The sequence below is a fragment of the Tolypothrix sp. PCC 7601 genome (assembly GCF_025677855.1).
In the GTDB taxonomy this organism is placed as follows: Bacteria; Cyanobacteriota; Cyanobacteriia; order Cyanobacteriales; family Nostocaceae; genus Aulosira; species Aulosira diplosiphon.
In genome coordinates this window covers 7,986,657-8,004,084 of sequence record NZ_CP064879.1, presented here as the reverse complement: position 1 = coordinate 8,004,084, position 17,428 = coordinate 7,986,657, and the positions used below count along the sequence as shown (strand labels likewise).

11 protein-coding genes and 1 pseudogene are annotated in these 17,428 nt (G+C 40.1%); 7 read left to right on the top strand and 5 right to left on the bottom strand.

Annotation, left to right across the window (positions count from 1 at the left end; genetic code table 11):
- The first annotated feature begins 359 nt into the window (after positions 1-359).
- Both HG267_RS32365 and HG267_RS32360 read left to right on the top strand, forming a co-directional pair.
- On the top strand, positions 360-3,251 hold the full coding sequence (locus tag HG267_RS32365; RefSeq protein ID WP_045873183.1) for an alkaline phosphatase family protein: 2,892 nt from the start codon (positions 360-362) through the stop codon (positions 3,249-3,251).
- A 965-nt stretch (positions 3,252-4,216) separates the two neighbouring features.
- The gene (locus HG267_RS32360) at positions 4,217-6,271 is read left to right on the top strand and encodes a DUF4114 domain-containing protein (RefSeq protein ID WP_045873184.1); all 2,055 of its coding nucleotides are present in this window, start codon (positions 4,217-4,219) and stop codon (positions 6,269-6,271) included.
- Positions 6,272-6,470: 199 nt separating this feature from the next.
- Here HG267_RS32360 and HG267_RS32355 read toward each other — a convergent pair.
- Positions 6,471-6,716 (bottom strand): annotated as a pseudogene (locus HG267_RS32355) (Gfo/Idh/MocA family oxidoreductase); the annotation flags it as partial.
- A 572-nt stretch (positions 6,717-7,288) separates the two neighbouring features.
- Between HG267_RS32355 and HG267_RS32350 the strand changes: the two are divergent.
- Complete coding sequence (locus HG267_RS32350; RefSeq protein WP_052335349.1) at positions 7,289-7,753, top strand: cupin domain-containing protein; 465 nt, start codon at positions 7,289-7,291, stop codon at positions 7,751-7,753.
- Positions 7,754-7,961: 208 nt separating this feature from the next.
- Here HG267_RS32350 and HG267_RS32345 read toward each other — a convergent pair whose 3' ends face one another.
- Both HG267_RS32345 and HG267_RS32340 read right to left on the bottom strand, forming a co-directional pair.
- Entirely contained in the window at positions 7,962-8,936 is a 975-nt protein-coding gene (locus HG267_RS32345) for an alpha/beta fold hydrolase (protein ID WP_045873186.1), read from the bottom strand.
- Positions 8,937-8,956: 20 nt separating this feature from the next.
- Positions 8,957-9,568, bottom strand: a complete 612-nt coding sequence (locus HG267_RS32340; RefSeq protein ID WP_045873187.1) for a hypothetical protein — start codon at positions 9,566-9,568, stop codon at positions 8,957-8,959.
- 311 nt (positions 9,569-9,879) lie between these two features.
- Here HG267_RS32340 and HG267_RS32335 point away from each other — a divergent pair, with 311 nt between their 5' ends.
- The 4 genes from HG267_RS32335 (at position 9,880) to HG267_RS32320 (ending at position 11,410) form a co-directional block, all read left to right on the top strand.
- Positions 9,880-10,410: a biotin carboxylase gene (locus tag HG267_RS32335; RefSeq protein WP_369792191.1), complete on the top strand. Its 531-nt coding sequence runs from the start codon at positions 9,880-9,882 to the stop codon at positions 10,408-10,410.
- A 10-nt stretch (positions 10,411-10,420) separates the two neighbouring features.
- Positions 10,421-10,591: a hypothetical protein gene (locus tag HG267_RS32330; RefSeq protein ID WP_155539532.1), complete on the top strand. Its 171-nt coding sequence runs from the start codon at positions 10,421-10,423 to the stop codon at positions 10,589-10,591.
- A 73-nt stretch (positions 10,592-10,664) separates the two neighbouring features.
- The gene (locus HG267_RS32325; protein ID WP_045873188.1) at positions 10,665-10,976 is read left to right on the top strand and encodes a carbon dioxide-concentrating mechanism protein CcmK; all 312 of its coding nucleotides are present in this window, start codon (positions 10,665-10,667) and stop codon (positions 10,974-10,976) included.
- Positions 10,977-11,062: 86 nt separating this feature from the next.
- Positions 11,063-11,410, top strand: coding sequence for a carbon dioxide-concentrating mechanism protein CcmK (locus tag HG267_RS32320; RefSeq protein ID WP_045873189.1), 348 nt, complete (start codon positions 11,063-11,065; stop codon positions 11,408-11,410).
- Positions 11,411-11,681: 271 nt separating this feature from the next.
- Here HG267_RS32320 and HG267_RS32315 read toward each other — a convergent pair whose 3' ends face one another.
- Together HG267_RS32315 and HG267_RS32310 are read right to left on the bottom strand one after the other, a co-directional pair.
- Positions 11,682-13,517, bottom strand: coding sequence for a GGDEF domain-containing response regulator (locus tag HG267_RS32315; RefSeq protein WP_045873190.1), 1,836 nt, complete (start codon positions 13,515-13,517; stop codon positions 11,682-11,684).
- Positions 13,514-16,885: a hybrid sensor histidine kinase/response regulator gene (locus HG267_RS32310; RefSeq protein WP_045873191.1), complete on the bottom strand. Its 3,372-nt coding sequence runs from the start codon at positions 16,883-16,885 to the stop codon at positions 13,514-13,516. Before HG267_RS32310 ends, HG267_RS32315 begins: the two co-directional genes overlap by 4 nt.
- Positions 16,886-17,428 lie beyond the last annotated feature (543 nt).

Sequence of the window (17,428 nt, the reverse complement as noted above, 5' to 3'; positions counted from 1 at the left end):
ATTCACCAAATGGATTATTTCTGGAAAAGCCTTGAATGTGGATTGAAAGCATTTTGTCGCCAATTACTACTTAAGTCTGGCTATCTAGTCAAAAAGTTGAAATTTGACATCGGGAGCTAGGAGTAATTAATAACTTAGTCCTATCAAGGTGTGTTACTAAAATTCTGAGCAAACAGGGATATAAAAGCCAAAAATCTGCATTTATCTCTGGCTATTACCCTAATTTGATGGAAAAATACACACAAAACATTGCTAGCTGATGTTGGCAATTAAATTTACTATGAAACCTCACTAGGACTATAGTTAGCTACCCAATCTCCTGATGAATTGCAAAAACAAATACTTAAGGAGTATGAGGCATGGCTGATACAAACAGCAACGGTAGAAATGTGATTATTTTTGTTGCTGATGGTTTACGAAATGGTTCTGTAAACGCTACTGATACACCAACTTTATATAGCATCCGTCAGCAGGGAGTTAATTTTACTAACAGTCATTCCCTATTCCCTACATTTACCACTCCGAATGCTTCTGCGATCGCAACTGGACATTACCTCGGTGATACGGGTGATTTCAGCAACACTGTATATACTGGTTATCCAGTAATGAACTCCAATGGTAGTGTTACACCATTTATTGAAAACGATCCGATCCTTGCTGATCTCAATGCCAATTCTAATCTTGCCGATCCAGATACCAGTTTCAGCAAAAATAACTTCCTGACAGAAGAATCACTTCTAGCTTATGCCCGTGCTAGTGGGTATTCTACAGCGGCGATTGGTAAGCTTGGGCCAGTAGCAATTCAAGATGTTACTCAAAATAGCCGTACTGGTGGAACTACAACTCCGAATATTACGCCTGAGACTGTCATCATCGATGACAGCACATATATCAACAGCATTGCTAACGCTACAAATCCACCTGTTAACAGTGTTGGTTCACAAAGTGCAATTCCATTGAGCCAAGCGATCGCAACTGACCTGAATAATGCGGGTTTGATTGGTCAAAATGTCCCCGGTACAACCACTGTAGCCACTACTATCGGTAGCATCAGAAGCAATCAGCCTGCGGGGAGCTTAACAACAGCCGGAACCCTGAATCCTAATGCTCAACAACAGCAATACTTTGCAGACGCTACTACCAAAGCTGTCCTACCTCAGTTTGTGGCTGACATTGCTAGCAAAAATTCCCCAGGATTTGCCCTAGTTTATTGGTCTAGAGATCCTGATGGTACTCAACACAACAATGGTGATGCCTTTAACCCTGCTGATCCTGGCAACAACTCCCTCACCATTGGTATCAATGGCCCTACTTCCAAGAAGGGTATTCAAGATGCTGATGCCAACTTAAAGCAGATTATTGATTATTTGAAGGCGACACCAGACCCGGCAAATCCTGGTCATACGCTCTACGAAAATACAGATATTTTTGTGACAGCCGACCACGGGTTTTCGACAATCAGTAAGCAGGCTGTAGGGGTAAAATTTGATGCCGCAGGTACACCAACCTACATCAACACAACTAGCTATGCTGCATCCTTGAGCTATTACACAGTAGATGCTACTACTGGTGCGAAGACTCCGACTGTTCACGCTGGATTTTTACCCCCTGGTTTTGTAGCGATCGACCTCGCCCATGACCTTGGCGCGACTCTCTACGATCCTAATAAACCCACAGCCCCTGTTACTACCGCTAATATCAATAATATTCAGTACAGCGTAGTTGACCCAACCGCAGGTCAAAACCCTCTCAGCGGTAATGGTGTTATTGGTGGTAGTGGCAAGGTTGTCAATGGTGTAATTGACCCTAATACCCAAGTCGTAGTTGCTGCGAACGGTGGCTCAGATTTGCTGTATGTTCCCAGCAAGGATAAGGCCTTAGTGGCTAAGATGGTTTCGTTCTTGGCACAAAAAGATTACATCAGTGGTATTTTTACTGATGATACTTTTGGTGATATTCCTGGGGCACTCAAACTTAGCACTATTGGGTTGGTAGGTACTTCAGAACTTCCTACTCCTTCGATTGTCATTAACTTCAAAACCTTTAGCACCAACCCGAATAATCCTAACGATCCTCAAGCGCAAGTAGAAGTTGCTGACACGACTCTCCAGCAAGGACAAGGGATGCATGGCAGCTTTGGTCGCGGTGATACTTTCAATAATATGGAAGCGATCGGCCCTGACTTTAAAGCGAGTTATGTAGATTCTGCGCCTGTGAGTAATGCTGATGTTGCACCCACACTAGCTAAAATTCTGGGTTTCAATATTCCTAGCATTGGCGATTTAAAAGGACGCGCAATTACAGAAGCATTGGTAGGCGGGCCTGATACAGTTGCCTATACTACAGGAACTTCAATTTCTGACGCGGCTGCTAACGGTCAAACAACAATCCTGAATTATCAAACTGTAGGTAATACTCAGTACTTTACAGCCGCAGGATTTAGCGATCGCACTGTGGGACTTCAGGGACTACCACCAGATATTCAATTTGGTTCTAGCAACAGCGATAATATCACTGCTAAACCAGGACAAATATTATTCACAGGTGATGGCGCAGATACGGTAGATTCCACTAAAAACAACATCATCATTGCTGGAAATGGTGATGATACTGTGTTTGCGGGTAGTAATTCTTATATATCTACTGGAAATGGTGACGATCAAGTTTATGTCGGTGTGACTGGCCCTGCTAGCAATACCAACGCTGATGGTGGTGCTGGTAACGACGAACTCACAGTAGTCGAAGCCAATGGTAGCAATAACCTATTTGGTTCTGCTGGTGCTGATACCCTCAAAGTTGTCGAAGGTTCTGGTCAATTGCTGTTTGGTGGTTCCGGTAACGACACCATTACCAGTAACGGTAAAAATAACCGCCTCTATGGTGGTTCCGGCGATGACAAACTCTTTTCCAATACCAATGACATCATAGTTGGTGGCGATGGTGATGATGTGTTATTTGCTGGTGCTGGTGGTGGTAACCGCCTGACTGGTGGCGCTGATGCAGATCAATTCTGGATTGCTAATGGTAGTCTACCTACTAGCAAGAACATTGTTACTGACTTTACCCCAGGAGTTGATGTGATTGGGTTGGGTGGTATTACACAAGCTAGTAAGTTCAGTGACTTGACGTTGTTACAACAAGGTAGTGATACTTTGGTGAAAGTCGGTAGTTCAGAATTAGTTTATTTAATAGGAACTACAGCAAATACTCTTACAGCAAATAACTTTGTGTTTGCTGCTAGTGTGGTTTAATTTGCATCTGCAAATCAAGAGAAAAAAATAGCTAGAATTTATCTAAGCTGTACTTCTTTTTTCCTAGCGAGGGAATACTACTCCCTCGCCTTTTCATGTTTTATTAACCTCATCTTAATATGAAAAAAATTGAACAGTTGTCTATCAATAATTACTTGATAGAGATGAAAGGTTAAGGAATAATTAACTGCCACTAATTTTTTAGATAATGTCACAGGTCTATGCTGTAGATTGAATATCTTTTGAGATTGTCGGTTTGCCAAAACTAGAATTTTCTCGGCTTAACTTTTTGATAACCTTTCTTAAAGATTAGATACTCGAATTACCTCTTGCAGTGATTTGCTGTTTTCCTCTTTGCTCACTGGGGATGGTTTTGCGATCGCCTGCAACGGTAAACATCTCAATCAACGTCGGGTAAGGCTGCTGCTTAGGTTGTTTGGAGTGGCGATATCATCAATATTGCTATTTGACTATAAAAGCATTTAAGTAGAAGTATTAAATGTTATGTCGCTTTCACCGTTAGCTATTGATACTTTGTAGAAAGTAGAAAATACTGAGTTATCTTCATTCCCAGAAATGATATTCAACCCCCTGGCAGCAAATAACCTTACATTAATAGCTTAAAATTTGTTACAAAAAAAATTAATTAAGTTGTAATAATATCACCCAGAAGTGAGGGTATCAGTTTCTCAGCTTTTGGATCGATTAATAATTAAATTTTATGAATACAACACATTACTGAGTCAACCCGCATAAATCCTATCTAGCAACAGCTTTAGCTGCATAATTGAACAATATCAAGCCTAAATTATCAAATTATCACAGGATCTATAATGGAATTTCTAAGTATGCTAATGTATCGTTTTTAGACGAGTTGTAGCGTCTATGTGATGGTCAACATTAGCTAAATAGAGGTGATAAAATAAACCTGTTTTCCTAAAATACACCTAAGTAAAAATATAATCATGATTATTAACGGTACTGCTAATCCAGATGAGTTATTTGGCAATATTAATGACCAAGTATTTGGCCTTGAAGGAAATGACACATTAGATGCTGAGGCTGGGCAAGGGAGTAATACCCTTGATGGTGGGCCTGGTAACGATAAACTTTATGGAAACACTAAAGACACTCTCAAAGGTGGTGCTGGCAAAGACAGCTTATATGCTGTTGGGATTGGAGGCTCAAATAGCCTGGATGGGGGAGATGACAACGATGAGCTGTTTATCGTGGAGGGCAATAATAATACACTGGAGGGTGCCCTTGGAGACGATCAACTGTGGATCATTGAGGGTAGTCTTAACTTTCTCCGAGGAGGCGATGGTAATGATTCCCTCTATGCTGGTAAAAAGGGTGGCAAATTTACAGGCGGTGCGGGCAATGATATCTTTGACCTGACTAGTCAAGGTGTTCCCGATGTTCCTGTAGAAGTCTTGGACTTTACCAAGGGTGAAGATAAAATCCAGATTACCACCATCCCCGAAGTTAAGAGTTTTCAAGACTTAAAAATAGAGCAGATTTTAGTAAATGGGCAACCAGGCCCAGATACGGTAATTAGAGCCACAATCAATGGTGCATTAAAAGATTTAGGCATTTTAAGAAATGTCCAAGCCAACACTCTCACCGCCGATGACTTTGATTTATCCGTAGCGATTTTCTCGATTACTAATGCTTCAGCTGGAGAAGGAAATGCGATCGCTTTCACTGTAACTCGCTTTGCAGGTGCACAACTTGAGCAAAGCGTGACTGTATCTACATCGAAAAAAACAGGGGATACAGCCAGTGACACAGACTTTAAAGCGAAAACTGAAACCCTCACCTTTAAAACAGGAGAAACCCAAAAAACCTTTACAGTTGAGACAATACAGGACTCATTGGTAGAAAAAGATGAGACTTTCACCGTAACTTTAAGCAATCCCACCAATCAAGCCATCGTCAGTTCTACTCAAGGTACAGCCCAAGGAACCATTATCGATGACGATAAAAAATCTTTAGAGTGTACTACTGATGGTGATGTCTTCACCATCAGAGGCGAGAGTGATAAAGCCAGATTGAAAGTCAATCTCACAGGCTACAATTCTAAATCTGTCAACGAACTGGGAGTATTTGTTGTTGACGATACTCAAGGGAGAATTAACGGAATTGCGCCAGGTGCCGCAGGTTATGCTGAAGCCGCTTTAGCTCGTGCAAAAGTAATTTTCTCTGCGATCGCCAATCGTCCCAATGGCTTTAATATCAATAGCATCAAGAGCTTACTAGAATTTAGTTCTGGAGAGAATATCAGATTCTATTTAGTAAAAAATGGCACCATTGATGGTGTAAAGAATGGTAAAAATTCGATTGCAGATATACTATTTTCTGGTAGTACAACCCAAAAAATTACAGACTTAGGCTCTAATAGTTTTTCTCTGGCTTGGCAAGATGGTTCTGGTAGTAGCACTACTAGTTTCCAAGATTTGATTGTCCAGATTCAAACCACAAATGAATCCCTATCTTTAGGTACAAGTCAGCAAAGCCAGTCTCAAGGTGAATGTATTGATTTACGCAGTGTCACCCAACAAGTAAAAGCCAGCTTTGAACTGCATCGAGAAGCTAAATTCAATAACTATATTGGTTTCTTTAAAGCAGTTGATGAGAAAGGTGGTATTGACACCAATGGCGACGGTAAAGCAGATTTACTACCCGGACAAACTGGTTATACTCAAGCTGCTATTGGTGGTAGAGTTGGAGGCATTGACTTAACAGTTGATAACCAAGGTACAGCAACTTTTAACGGCAGTTTTCAAGGTGGTTCTGTCTTTGTACCATTTATTATTGTAGATGGCAAAATTGACGCATTTTTAGATAATAATGCCAATAACGATCCAGCTATTTACTTCCCGTTCTTGGGTGCTAACTCTGATAAAGTTGACCATATTCGCCTATTAGGAAATAACACCTTTGGCTTTGAAGATTTAGCCAACGGCGGCGATATGGATTATAACGATGTCATCGTCAAAGTTGATTTGACTATTGCGTAGTAACGTTTCTAAAACTACTGGGTGGCGGGCAATTTGCCCGCCATATTTATATATCAATACAGTTCAGTTAGCGTCAAAAACCTGATTTGCCGTAGGTTGGGTTGAGGAACGAAACCCAACATTTTCGGCGCTTTGTTGGGTTTCACTTCGTTCAACCCAACCTACATTTATCTGCCTTCTTCAACCTTAACTGAACCGTGGGCAAAGCAATGTAAACTACATCAATTTCGCCACTTCTTAAGCAATTGTCGTACTCTTCGTAAGAGAAAGCTTTGACTCCATATTGTTTACCTAGTTCGTCACTCTTAACTTGGTCTTCAGAAAATAATACCACTAATTGCGAATTTTCAGTTTGAGCAAAAGCAGGTAGCACAGTTTCTTGAGCAATCCAACCTAGTCCTATAACTGCGTAACGAATTTTGGGCTTCCCATTTGTAGCTGTCATTTACCAATCTCCTGATAGATTACTGAGCTTTAAACAATTGCTACTTGATAGCGATGTTGATAGGTTGGGCACTAGCTACAAAGTCAAAATCAAGATGAGCAAACAACATTCTTTCATCTACAGTTATTGAGTATGCTGTCAGATATTTCCTATAAGCAAAGAAGTCCAAACTGATTTCTACCCTGACAATGTTGCAAAGGTTTGATCATTTGGAGTAGGTTTTGCCCAGCTGGAATTTTCTACATCACTAAAAAGTTGTCACTTATTTTAAAGTTAAAAATTTACAGTCTTAGCTCCATCCTCCTACCGATTGATTCAGGTAGCTGCTACCATTTGGGATTTTACTGTGAGATTATCAATGATGTTCTGCGCTAGCATAAACTGCAATCTATGTATTGCATTTATTTTTATCAATATTAATAAAATTTTGTCAGTATAAATAACCAGATTGTTGTTAATTAGTGAAAAAATTAGTCTCTAGATGGATGCTCGAATATCTAAGGGGCTGAAGATATATAATTCTTCATTCATTAGAATTATAAAAATAGAAATCTCACAATACAGGAGTTGATATGACTTTACCAATTAAAGAAATTATATTAGCGCCAGGAGAAGGTAATCACTTAATCATTGGTGACAGCCAAGTGACCTTCAAAGTTATTGGGACTGATACTAACGGTCACTTGGGATTGTTTGAAAACTTGATACAACCTGGGGGAACCGCACCCATATTGCATATTCATCGCCAGATGGAAGAAATGTTTTATGTTTTAGAAGGAGAAGTAGAAATTATAGTTGGTGAGCAAACAATACAGGGTCTACCAGGAGCTTTTGTATTAGTTCCTCCAGGAACTCCTCATACATTTAGCAATCCAGGAAGCAGACCTGCGAAGTTATTAATTATGTTTTGTCCCGCAGGAGAACGCGAAAAGTATTTTGAGGGTTTAGCTAAACTGCTTAAGGAGGGACAACCAACGGATAAAGATGCTCTCCTACAATTGATGCGACAATTTGACCAAGAGCCAGTAGAGAGTTAATACTAATTCAAAATTTAAAATTCAAAATTAGGAAAGCCAGATGTTCTTGGGTTTGGAAGTTTACATCTGTTGCTGAAGTTTTTGAAAAAATTTTAGTAAGCCGTAACGCACGAAAAGCTTTGGGTTTGATGCGTTACGCTATCGCTAACGCATCCTACGTACGCGATTTTAAAACTAAAATATGAGTCCTATAGTAAATAGTTAAACACTAATTGCGATCGCCAGTATTCAAAATCTTCAAAATCGCATTCACAATGATTTCAGGTTGGTCTATCCAAACAAAATGTCCGCTTTTCTCAGCCTGAATTTGTACGCAATTTGTAGATAAATTGAGGATTTCGCTATGCATCTGCTCTCTTAATTTATTAGCAGCCTTGATAGGTAGAAATATAGCCCAAAGAGAAGGATGGAAAAAAGTCTTGGCTTTAATACTAACTATGGGTAAAGCATCAAAGTAATTAGCTAGTTCAACCTGGCGGCTACTAATATCTAAATTTAATATTTCTCGACTCATCGTTATCCAGTGCTTGGGACGGCAGAAAGAACGCTTGACTGGTTTTAAAATCAATTTAGGAAATTTAATTAACTCGCGTTTGATTAACTCAAATACCCCCATGACTTTGAGTAATCGCACAATACCCAGAATGGAACCAATAAAGGACATCACAAATCCTGATAAAAAAAACAGTTTCAACAACTGTAAAGGGATGGGCATTTTCAGCATCGCGGTTTCGTGAAGTCCATCGGTAAGCACCATTCCCATAACTTTTTCGGGAAAGTATTGTGCATACAGCCGCACGTTGTAGCTACCGAAAGAATTTCCCACCAAAATATAGGGTGGCTGAATATTTGCTTGAGTCAGCAGATAATCCAGTTCTGCAACTATTTGGGCACTAGTGCGCGGATATGGACTATGATCGCTCCAACCGTATCCAGCGCGATCGTAGATGCAAACCCTTGTATGTTTGGCTATCTCTGGTAGCAGTAAATAACCTTCTAAACCGCCTAAACTGTGTTCTACGATCACTGTGGGGCCAGACTCGCCCGCAGTGTAAAGGTGCAAGCTATAACCACCCACATCAATCAGTTTACCTGGTGGAGGTTGACGATTTTCCATTAAGCAAGCGATCGCACCATAGCAAGTTGTAGCCAACAGCAAAATACTGTTGAAAGAGGATAACATTGTTTAAATATGTAGTCTTGTTAGTTCTTTAACCAGCGCCAATTATAACGGTTCCATTCGTAAATTCCTTGAATTTCATATTCAGTACCGTTATAGAAGCGGACGACACAATTGCTAACCCAATCATCGCCATTATTAGTTTCATCAACTTGCAAGACTACGCAGGAATACCATTCTCGCTTACAGGGGCCATCGTCTTGTACCCATTCCCATAAAGCATTGGAAATTTCAATGCGATCGCCTACTCTCAGCTTTAGTGCATCTTCACAATAAGTATATTTTTCAAAATGATATGGTTGAACGCGATTTAGCCACTGTACGCCATAGCGTTCGCGGATAAATTGTACTTCTCCAGAGTCTTTCTCGTGCAACCAATCGTTAAGTAATTTTGTTTTCCAAATTTTGTCTTCTGCTTCTTGTGTTCTCACAAACTGCAAAAATGCAGCCAATTCCTCTGAAGTCAGTTCATCCAAGGGATTAGCAATCTCTAACACCCCAAATTTAGAATTTCCTTGGATTTTCTCTACCACTTGCAGTAATATCTGTTTTTGCGTATCAGTGAGAGGACAGCTGGCTGCATCACAACTTTTAAAGGCTGCTTGCAAAGCTGCTTGAATCTCATCCGGAGTCATAAGTTAATAGCAAGTTAAGGGTTGTTTTCCCTAATTATTACAAAAGTGAAATGCAACTCTCCAATATCTTTGGTCAGGAAATTCAGGTAAGCTGGGGTTAAAAACAGTTTTAGTTACCAAGTCCTGAATTATTCAGTAGTGCAGAGTAGCCCTATAACTATGAGCGTTTAGCAATGCTCAACCCTTCAGGGTATGGAACTAGAAATGAGTACTAATGTGCTTTGTTTTACCTAATAGCCAACCCTACTGAAGTCATAAATTCTGTCTTTGGTATCAATGTTACGGAGATTTCGTTACAACTATTTTTAGATATGAAAAATAACAGCCGCATCACTTATTGGTTTCATTTGCTAGCTTTAGGTCAGCTAAACTACTCTTTGCTCAAGGAATTAATTGCACGCTTAGTAACTGTGTGGTTAAAACCAATTAAGGTAATATTTATTTCTTGCCTCTTGGGAGCTTTATTATTGGTGTTGACTCCCCCAGCTTTAGCGCTGACACAAATTAAATTATTCGATATTTCTTATCAGGATTGTCCGCCAGAATTAGCAGAAGGTGCTGTTATTAGTAGCGGTTCTGCGGCTGCTAACTGTTTTATTGTTACAGGCAAAGCCGAGAATGGTACTTATAAAACCGTCTACGATGCAGATATTTTTGGACGCATCTATGATGCTAACAACGACCCAGTGCTACAAAACCGCACGCGTTTGGGATCTATTGCCGAAATTCCCCCAGGTGTGAGCGATTTTGAATTAAGAATCTCTGTACCTGCAAATCAACCCACTCCATTAAAGCTGAAGCAGTTTAAGGCTGCTGGGTTTAGCGGTCAGGTGCGGAAATAAGGGATAGGGAATGGGGAACTCGGGGCCCCCTCTGGGGATAAAAAATTGGAGAGCAATTTTAGAGTTATTGTCCCTTGAGCGAGCCACAGGTAACGAAAATATTTTGTTGAATGCGATCGCCTGCGGACAACATTTTACCAATTACCCCATGCCCAATGCCCCAAGTATGCAAGAAAGTTGAGGCAAATGTCAAAATTGGGACTAAAGCCTCGTACAATTGATATCACTTATGCTTAACTCAGGAGAGTGTAGCCATGCCGATGGCGGTTGGCGTAATTGAAACTTTAGGTTTTCCTTCAGTCTTGGCAGCGGCAGATGCAATGGTTAAATCTGCGGCAGTCACACTAGTGTATTATGGGCAAGCGGAAAGCGCTCGCCTGTTGGTTGCAGTTCGGGGACAAGTTGCTGAAGTTAGAACAGCAGTGGAAGCAGGAATTGCTGCTGGAGAACAAGTAAAGGCTGGTACAGTTATCACCCATTACATCGTTCCCAATCCTCCAGAAAATGTGGAAACCATCCTTCCGATCCACTTTACTGAAGAATCTGAACCTTTCCGTATCTTCTAAACAAGTTCATCATAAAAATTTGTGGTTAAGCTTCGTACAATGTAACTTGTAGCGCCACATAAGTTAATTCATACAGGAGATTGTTAATGTCACTACAGGCAGTTGGAGCATTAGAAACTAAGGGTTTTCCTGCTGTTTTAGCCGCAGCCGATGCGATGGTAAAAGCCGGTCGAGTTACCCTTGTTGGTTATATCAGAGTAGGTAGCGCTCGTTTTACAGTCAATATTCGTGGCGATGTTTCTGAAGTTAAAACCGCGATGGCGGCTGGTGTGGAAGCAGCGGAAAATGTTTATGGTGGAACTTTGGAATCTTGGGTGATTATTCCTCGTCCCCATGAAAACGTTGAAACTGTTTTACCTATTGGTTATACAGAAGCAGTACAACAATATCGGGAATCTGTAGAAAACCCCATCATCAGAGGTAACGGGCGGTAAGGGATTGACAACTCAAAAAGTATCCTAACGCATTTAGGCAGGGGAGCCAGCGTCGTGGAGGGGTTTGTTTGCCGACTTGTACCCCTGCGCTTAAGCAAGCTACGCGTAGCGTCTCCGACAGGAGAGGCGACTGGCGTGACAGGGAGCAAGGGAAAGAAAGAGTCCTGTTAATTCCCAAAATTGGCATAATTGATTGTTTAGATGTCAAAGCGGCCTACACTTACAACTAGTGCAAGTGTAGGTACTTTCGTGATAGCTGCTGATAACAGAATTACCATTGAGGTGCTTTGGTGAGTAAATGGATGACTGATTGCTGTTCTATTGGTTGAGAAAACAGAAATCCTTGAGCAAATTCACAGTTTAAGCTTCTCAATTGGTCTAACTGTTCTCTAGTTTCCACACCTTCTGCGATCGTTCTCATGCCCATTGAGTCTGCAATCCCAATCATAGCCGGCACTAAACCCATGTCTTCTTGATTTTCCTGCATCCGTTTGACAAATGACTTGTCAATTTTTAGCGCACTCAGTGGAAAGCTATGCAGGTAACTTAAAGAAGAATAACCTGTACCAAAATCATCCATCACTAATTTAATGCGACGCTCTTGTAATTGCTGGAGAATTGTTTTCACAGCATGAATATTCTCCATAATTACGCTTTCTGTAATTTCTAGTTCTAAGTTCTCGGGATTGACTTTGGTTTCATAAAGAATTTCATCAATTTGAGCAATTAAGTTGGGTTGTGAAAACATCCGCGCACTTAAATTGACACTCATCGTAATGGGTTGGGTAATTTCTGGGTGATTTTCCCACAAATGTAATTGTTGGCAAGCTGATTGCAATACCCAGGTGTTGATATCACTAATCAAACCTGTTTCTTCTGCTACCGGAATAAAATCGGAAGGTGGAATTAGTCCCCGCTGGGGATGTTTCCACCGGACTAGGGCTTCAAAACCAGCGATTTTACCTGTATAGAGGGAAACTATGGGTTGATAGTAAACAATAAATTCTTGTCTAGCTACAGCTCTGCGTAAATCATTTTCTAGCTCTAAAAGTTGGATAGCTTCTTGATACATGATCGGGTCAAAAACGTGATACCTGGCTCTCCCTAAAGCCTTGGCCCGATACATGGCTGTGTCAGCATCGCGGAGTAAATATTCGGGAATATCGTATTCTTTATTACCCCAAGCAATGCCAATACTGGCATTCATAAATACTTCATATCTAGTCAGTTTAAATGGCAGTGATAGCTGCTGCAGAATATTTTCCGCAACTTCCAATACCATATTCATATTTGTGGGGTCTTCTAGCAAAATACCAAATTCATCACCACCCAATCTGGCCAGAGTATCATTTTCTCTTAACGATATTTTGAGGCGGTGAGCAATGGCTAATAGTAATTCATCTCCTACTAAATGACCTAAAGAATCATTGACAACTTTAAAGCGATCGCAGTCTAAATAAAGTAGAGCGAATTGATAATCAGAATTTTGTTTGGCTCTGTTTAAGGCTTTCTCTACGCGCCTAATAAATAAAACTCGGTTGGCTAAACCAGTTAGAGAATCGTGCAATGCTAAATCTAGCAGTTTACTTTGTAATTGTTGGCGCGAAGTAACTTCGTCTTGGAGCTTGTGTAATGCGTTCTCTAGCTCCCAAGTACGTTGTTTGACTCTTTCTTCAAGTTCAATGTTGAGCTTGATTATTTCTAGTTGTGCAGATCTGAGTGCCAGTTGATTTTGTACGCGAACTAATACTTCTTGCAATTCAAAAGGTTTAGTGATGTAATCTACACCTCCTACCTGAAAGGCTTTGATTTTATCGAAAACATCATCTAAGGCACTAATAAAAATTACCGGAATATTTGTAGTCATATCCCAGGCTTTCAAACGTTGACAGACTTCGTAGCCATCAACTTCTGGCATCATAATATCTAGTAATATCAAGTCTGGCAAGACTGTTTGGCAAGCAGTCAAAGCCATTTGCCAGTTCAAAGCTTTACGGACGTTATATCCTTCTCTAGTCAGGAGCGAGGATAAAACTCGGAGATTATCTGCCATATCATCAATGAGCAGGATATCTTTTTTGTCAGGTTCTAACCGCTCGTAGTTCATTCTGCGTTTGTTGTAAGTAATTCCATAATTTTTTCAAACTGATAGTTGTTAGCTAAATCCCGCAGCAGTTGAAAACAGGGGCTTTTTTCTGGGGGGATTTGCTCAAGCAACTGCAAAATCATGTCATCGCTACAGCTAGCTGCAGCATGACGTATATTAGCTAACCACTGCGGTGACATCTGTGATAAATGCCACATAAGTTCAGCTTCTGTGGAAAATATTTCTGTTGTTGGATTGATAACTGCTGTTTGTAAGCTATCTACTTGATTGATATATTCTACACCTAGATGTTCGCTGACTTTTTTGAGTAAGACTTCTTTGGTAAATGGTTTGCGAATAAAATCATCACAACCTGTTGAGAGGATGTTCTGTCGTTCTTCCTCAAAGGCACTAGCAGTCAAAGCAATAATAATAGTATTGCTATTGATGCCCAGAGGCATTGTGGAGCATTGGCAAGCTAGTTGCAAGAGTGGATTGAAATAATTTTTTTCTTGAGCTTTGATCACTCTTGTGGCTTCATAACCATCCATAACTGGCATCCGCATATCCATAAAAATCAGATGGGGTTGCCATTCCATCCATTGCGCGATCGCTTCTTGTCCGTTTGTCGCCTCCTTCACGACAAATCCTATGGATGTCAGTAATTTCACTAGTACCAGCCGATTATCTCTAGCATCGTCAACTACCAAAATGCGGTATTCTGGTTGACCTGGTGCTAAACCAACGATTTGGTCTTGACATTGTTGCTGTTTGACTTCGCTGGCTGAGGCGGGGTGAATTTGAATATCAAAGGTAAATTTACTACCCTCCCCTAAAGTACTAGTTACAGTAATATCGCCATCCATGAGTTGCACATATTTGCGGCTAATTGCCAAGCCTAGCCCTGTTCCCTGTTGGGAGTTTCTGCCAGTTTCGGTTTGCCCAAAGGCTTCAAATAATAAATCTATTTCTTGCGGTGCAATCCCAGGGCCAGTATCTTGAATTTCAAAAATTAACGATTGGCAAGATTGATGCTCGTTTTCTATTCCCCAATCTCCAGACTCCAGCCTGACGCGCAGTGTCACTATACCTTGTTGAGTAAACTTAATGGCATTACCCAAGAGATTGAGCAAGACCTGCCGCAGTTTGCTTTCATCTGTTTGCACATATTGGGGAATATTCGGCGCATATTCAAATACCAACTGTAAATCTTTGGCAGCAGCCCGGAAACGCAACATTTCTTCCAAGTTGCCTAAAAATCGAATAAAGTCAAAACTGTTGATATTCAAGGTCGTTTTGCCAGCTTCGATTTTCGACATCTCCAAAATGTCGTTAATTAAATTGAGGAGATGCTCGCCAGCACGATTGATAATGGCTAAATTTTCTTGATGTTCAGCCGATAAAGAACTGTCATGGCTCATGACTTGGGCAAATCCCAAAATAGCGTTCAGTGGGGTACGTAATTCATGGCTCATGTTAGCTAGAAATTGGCTTTTAGCACGGTTTGCCCGTTCAGCAGCGATTCTGCCTCTAGCGGCAATTTTTTGGGATTGAATCAGCTGTTTTTGGGTAGTTTGCAGCTTTTGAATTACCTTGAGCAGTTCTTGGGTACGTTTTTTGACTTGTGATTCTAACAGGCGATTGTATTCTGCTAATAATCTGTCGGCTTGTTTGCCTTGGGTAATATCAGTAGCAGTGGCGATCGCTAAATCAATCTGCTCTGATTCTCCCATGATGGGCATTGTTAAAGCCTCTGGTGCAATCATCTGTTGTGGTTGGGGAATTTCTAAATTATCTAAGTTGATACTTTCCCCTGGTAATGCTCTTAAACCAGACAGGCGTTCTCTAACAACCAGCCGCTTACCATCACCACTGCGGTTTTGCTGCTTAGTTTCAGCCAGATAAATCCGATAAATTTCTAATAATTGTTCAGCAGAAAATTCAGCTACCATTCCTTCAGCCAGCATTTGTTGACTAATGTAATTCATATGAGCATGATGAGCTATTTCTACTGGTGTGACTGCTAATAATTTACTAGGTTGAATCTGACTGTTCCCTAAGCTTTTATTTAAAAATCTCTGTTTTGCTTGCCAGGTAGTAATCGACCTTTGCAGTTGCTTTTCCATATAATTAAATGGGTAAGTCAGTATCCCGAGTTTTTTGACTGGAGAAATTTCTCCTGTTGGCTCCCAGATGCTGGAAGTAATTTTTTTGGTTGATTGATTTAATCGCAGAATTTGCTTGAGCAGCCAACGAGTAGTTAAAATACCTAATTGGGTAACCGCTAAAAAGGCGGCTATAGATAATAAAAAAGAAGTGTTGTTGTTAGCATTAATTTGTTGGATGACATCGGCTTCGGAAACTACTACGACAATCAACCAATCCAAGCCAATATCGTCGCGCCAATTTTTTACCTGTACAAAATAACGTCCTTGTGTGGTGGAAAAGCTAATCTGTTGTTTACCAACAATGAATCCTAGACTGCCAAAACGTTTGAGTAAATATTCTGTGGTCAATTTGATTAATTCATCTTGACTATCTACTGCTAATAACCGTTTTGCCTGACCTTGAATCATACTGTATGGTGGTTGATTTTTGGAGTCAGCTACTATTAGCCCAGAACGCTCCAAAATAAAGATTCTTCCTCCTTGCCCAACGTTTAAGTTACCTAAAAAATTTCTAATATGTGACAAAATTAAATCTATACCCACCACTCCTACTAGCTTATGAGTGTGATCGTAAAGTGGTGAACTCGAAGAGATAGATAAAACTTCTGGTTTCTTCTCCCATGCCGAAATTTGACTCCAGTATGGCTTCCCCAGATTCACTGCATTGATATACCAAGTTTCTAGGCGAGGATCGTAATTTTTGACTTCTTGAAGATGGGTATGATTTTTTTGGCTATCTGTGGCATAAACATACAGTTTACCAATACCCTTTTTTTGAGAAACCTCCTTAATCAAGAGTCTACCGTTATCTAGCCTTTGAACACCGATAAATTCACCTTTGGGGTTGGCAAATTTATTGTAATGAATATGAAAAAACTGCATTTGTTTCCCCAGGTAATTTTCGGTTGCTTCCACATCAGTATGCTTGAGCAAACCTACCTGCATCAAATCCCAGTTAACTTGGTTAATTTGCTGGGGAGTAATTAAGTGTTGTTCGAGGTGGTGTTCAATGCGATCGCAGATTTCCTTTTCTAACTGAATTGCCAGATCTTTTACCGCTTCTTGTCTACTATGCAACCACACATAGCCTATCAGTCCTACCGATCCACAAAATTGCAACACCAAAGGCACAATTAATATAGATTTGAAGGGCATCCTATTGATATAGGCCTGTTCAAATAAGCGGTTGAGAGATTTGACGTGATGAAGTTTAGATAACATTGTGGTGTAATTTGATCCCCATTGTTAACCTATGGGTCTTCTTGCCATATAAATTACAAGGAATATAAGCATTAGTACTACTCTTTTTAGGAAAAGTTATTATGCACTTAACCTAATTTTGTATAAAAGTAGATCGTACTAGTGTTTTTAATACTATAGTTTTGCCCGATGCGGTTCCTCCCCAATTAAATTTTTTCTGTGTGGTTATTACACTTGAATTTGGTGACTTTTCAGCGGCAATACATTAGCATTTTTTCTCTGGTGAACTACAAAATATACTTATAGTCATGCAGATGAGCATATATATTGGTTTAAATTTAACCAATAGACTACAGTATGGGGTTAAATCATGATTGTCACAATAGACACAATAACCCAAATAAAAGTTTGTCTTGTTTACCCGTGAAGTACTCAGTCTTTAAATCTTGGTTTTAGGCAAACAATCATACATATTCAATTACAAAACCGTGAAAATTACTAGATAAATTTTCGATTCAAAAGTAAAGAAATTTAGGAGATTTTTACTTTTTGATTTTCTTTTTT

Excerpts from the sequence above, each read along its gene's own strand:
- HG267_RS32365 (WP_045873183.1), top strand. The coding sequence starts at position 360 with ATGGCTGATACAAACAGCAACGGTAGAAATGTGATTATTTTTGTTGCT.
- HG267_RS32360 (WP_045873184.1), top strand. The coding sequence starts at position 4,217 with ATGATTATTAACGGTACTGCTAATCCAGATGAGTTATTTGGCAATATT.
- HG267_RS32350 (WP_052335349.1), top strand. The coding sequence starts at position 7,289 with ATGACTTTACCAATTAAAGAAATTATATTAGCGCCAGGAGAAGGTAAT.
- HG267_RS32345 (WP_045873186.1), bottom strand. The coding sequence starts at position 8,936 with ATGTTATCCTCTTTCAACAGTATTTTGCTGTTGGCTACAACTTGCTAT.
- HG267_RS32340 (WP_045873187.1), bottom strand. The coding sequence starts at position 9,568 with ATGACTCCGGATGAGATTCAAGCAGCTTTGCAAGCAGCCTTTAAAAGT.
- HG267_RS32335 (WP_369792191.1), top strand. The coding sequence starts at position 9,880 with ATGAAAAATAACAGCCGCATCACTTATTGGTTTCATTTGCTAGCTTTA.
- HG267_RS32330 (WP_155539532.1), top strand. The coding sequence starts at position 10,421 with ATGGGGAACTCGGGGCCCCCTCTGGGGATAAAAAATTGGAGAGCAATT.
- HG267_RS32325 (WP_045873188.1), top strand. The coding sequence starts at position 10,665 with ATGCCGATGGCGGTTGGCGTAATTGAAACTTTAGGTTTTCCTTCAGTC.
- HG267_RS32320 (WP_045873189.1), top strand. The coding sequence starts at position 11,063 with ATGTCACTACAGGCAGTTGGAGCATTAGAAACTAAGGGTTTTCCTGCT.
- HG267_RS32315 (WP_045873190.1), bottom strand. The coding sequence starts at position 13,517 with ATGAACTACGAGCGGTTAGAACCTGACAAAAAAGATATCCTGCTCATT.
- HG267_RS32310 (WP_045873191.1), bottom strand. The coding sequence starts at position 16,885 with ATGTTATCTAAACTTCATCACGTCAAATCTCTCAACCGCTTATTTGAA.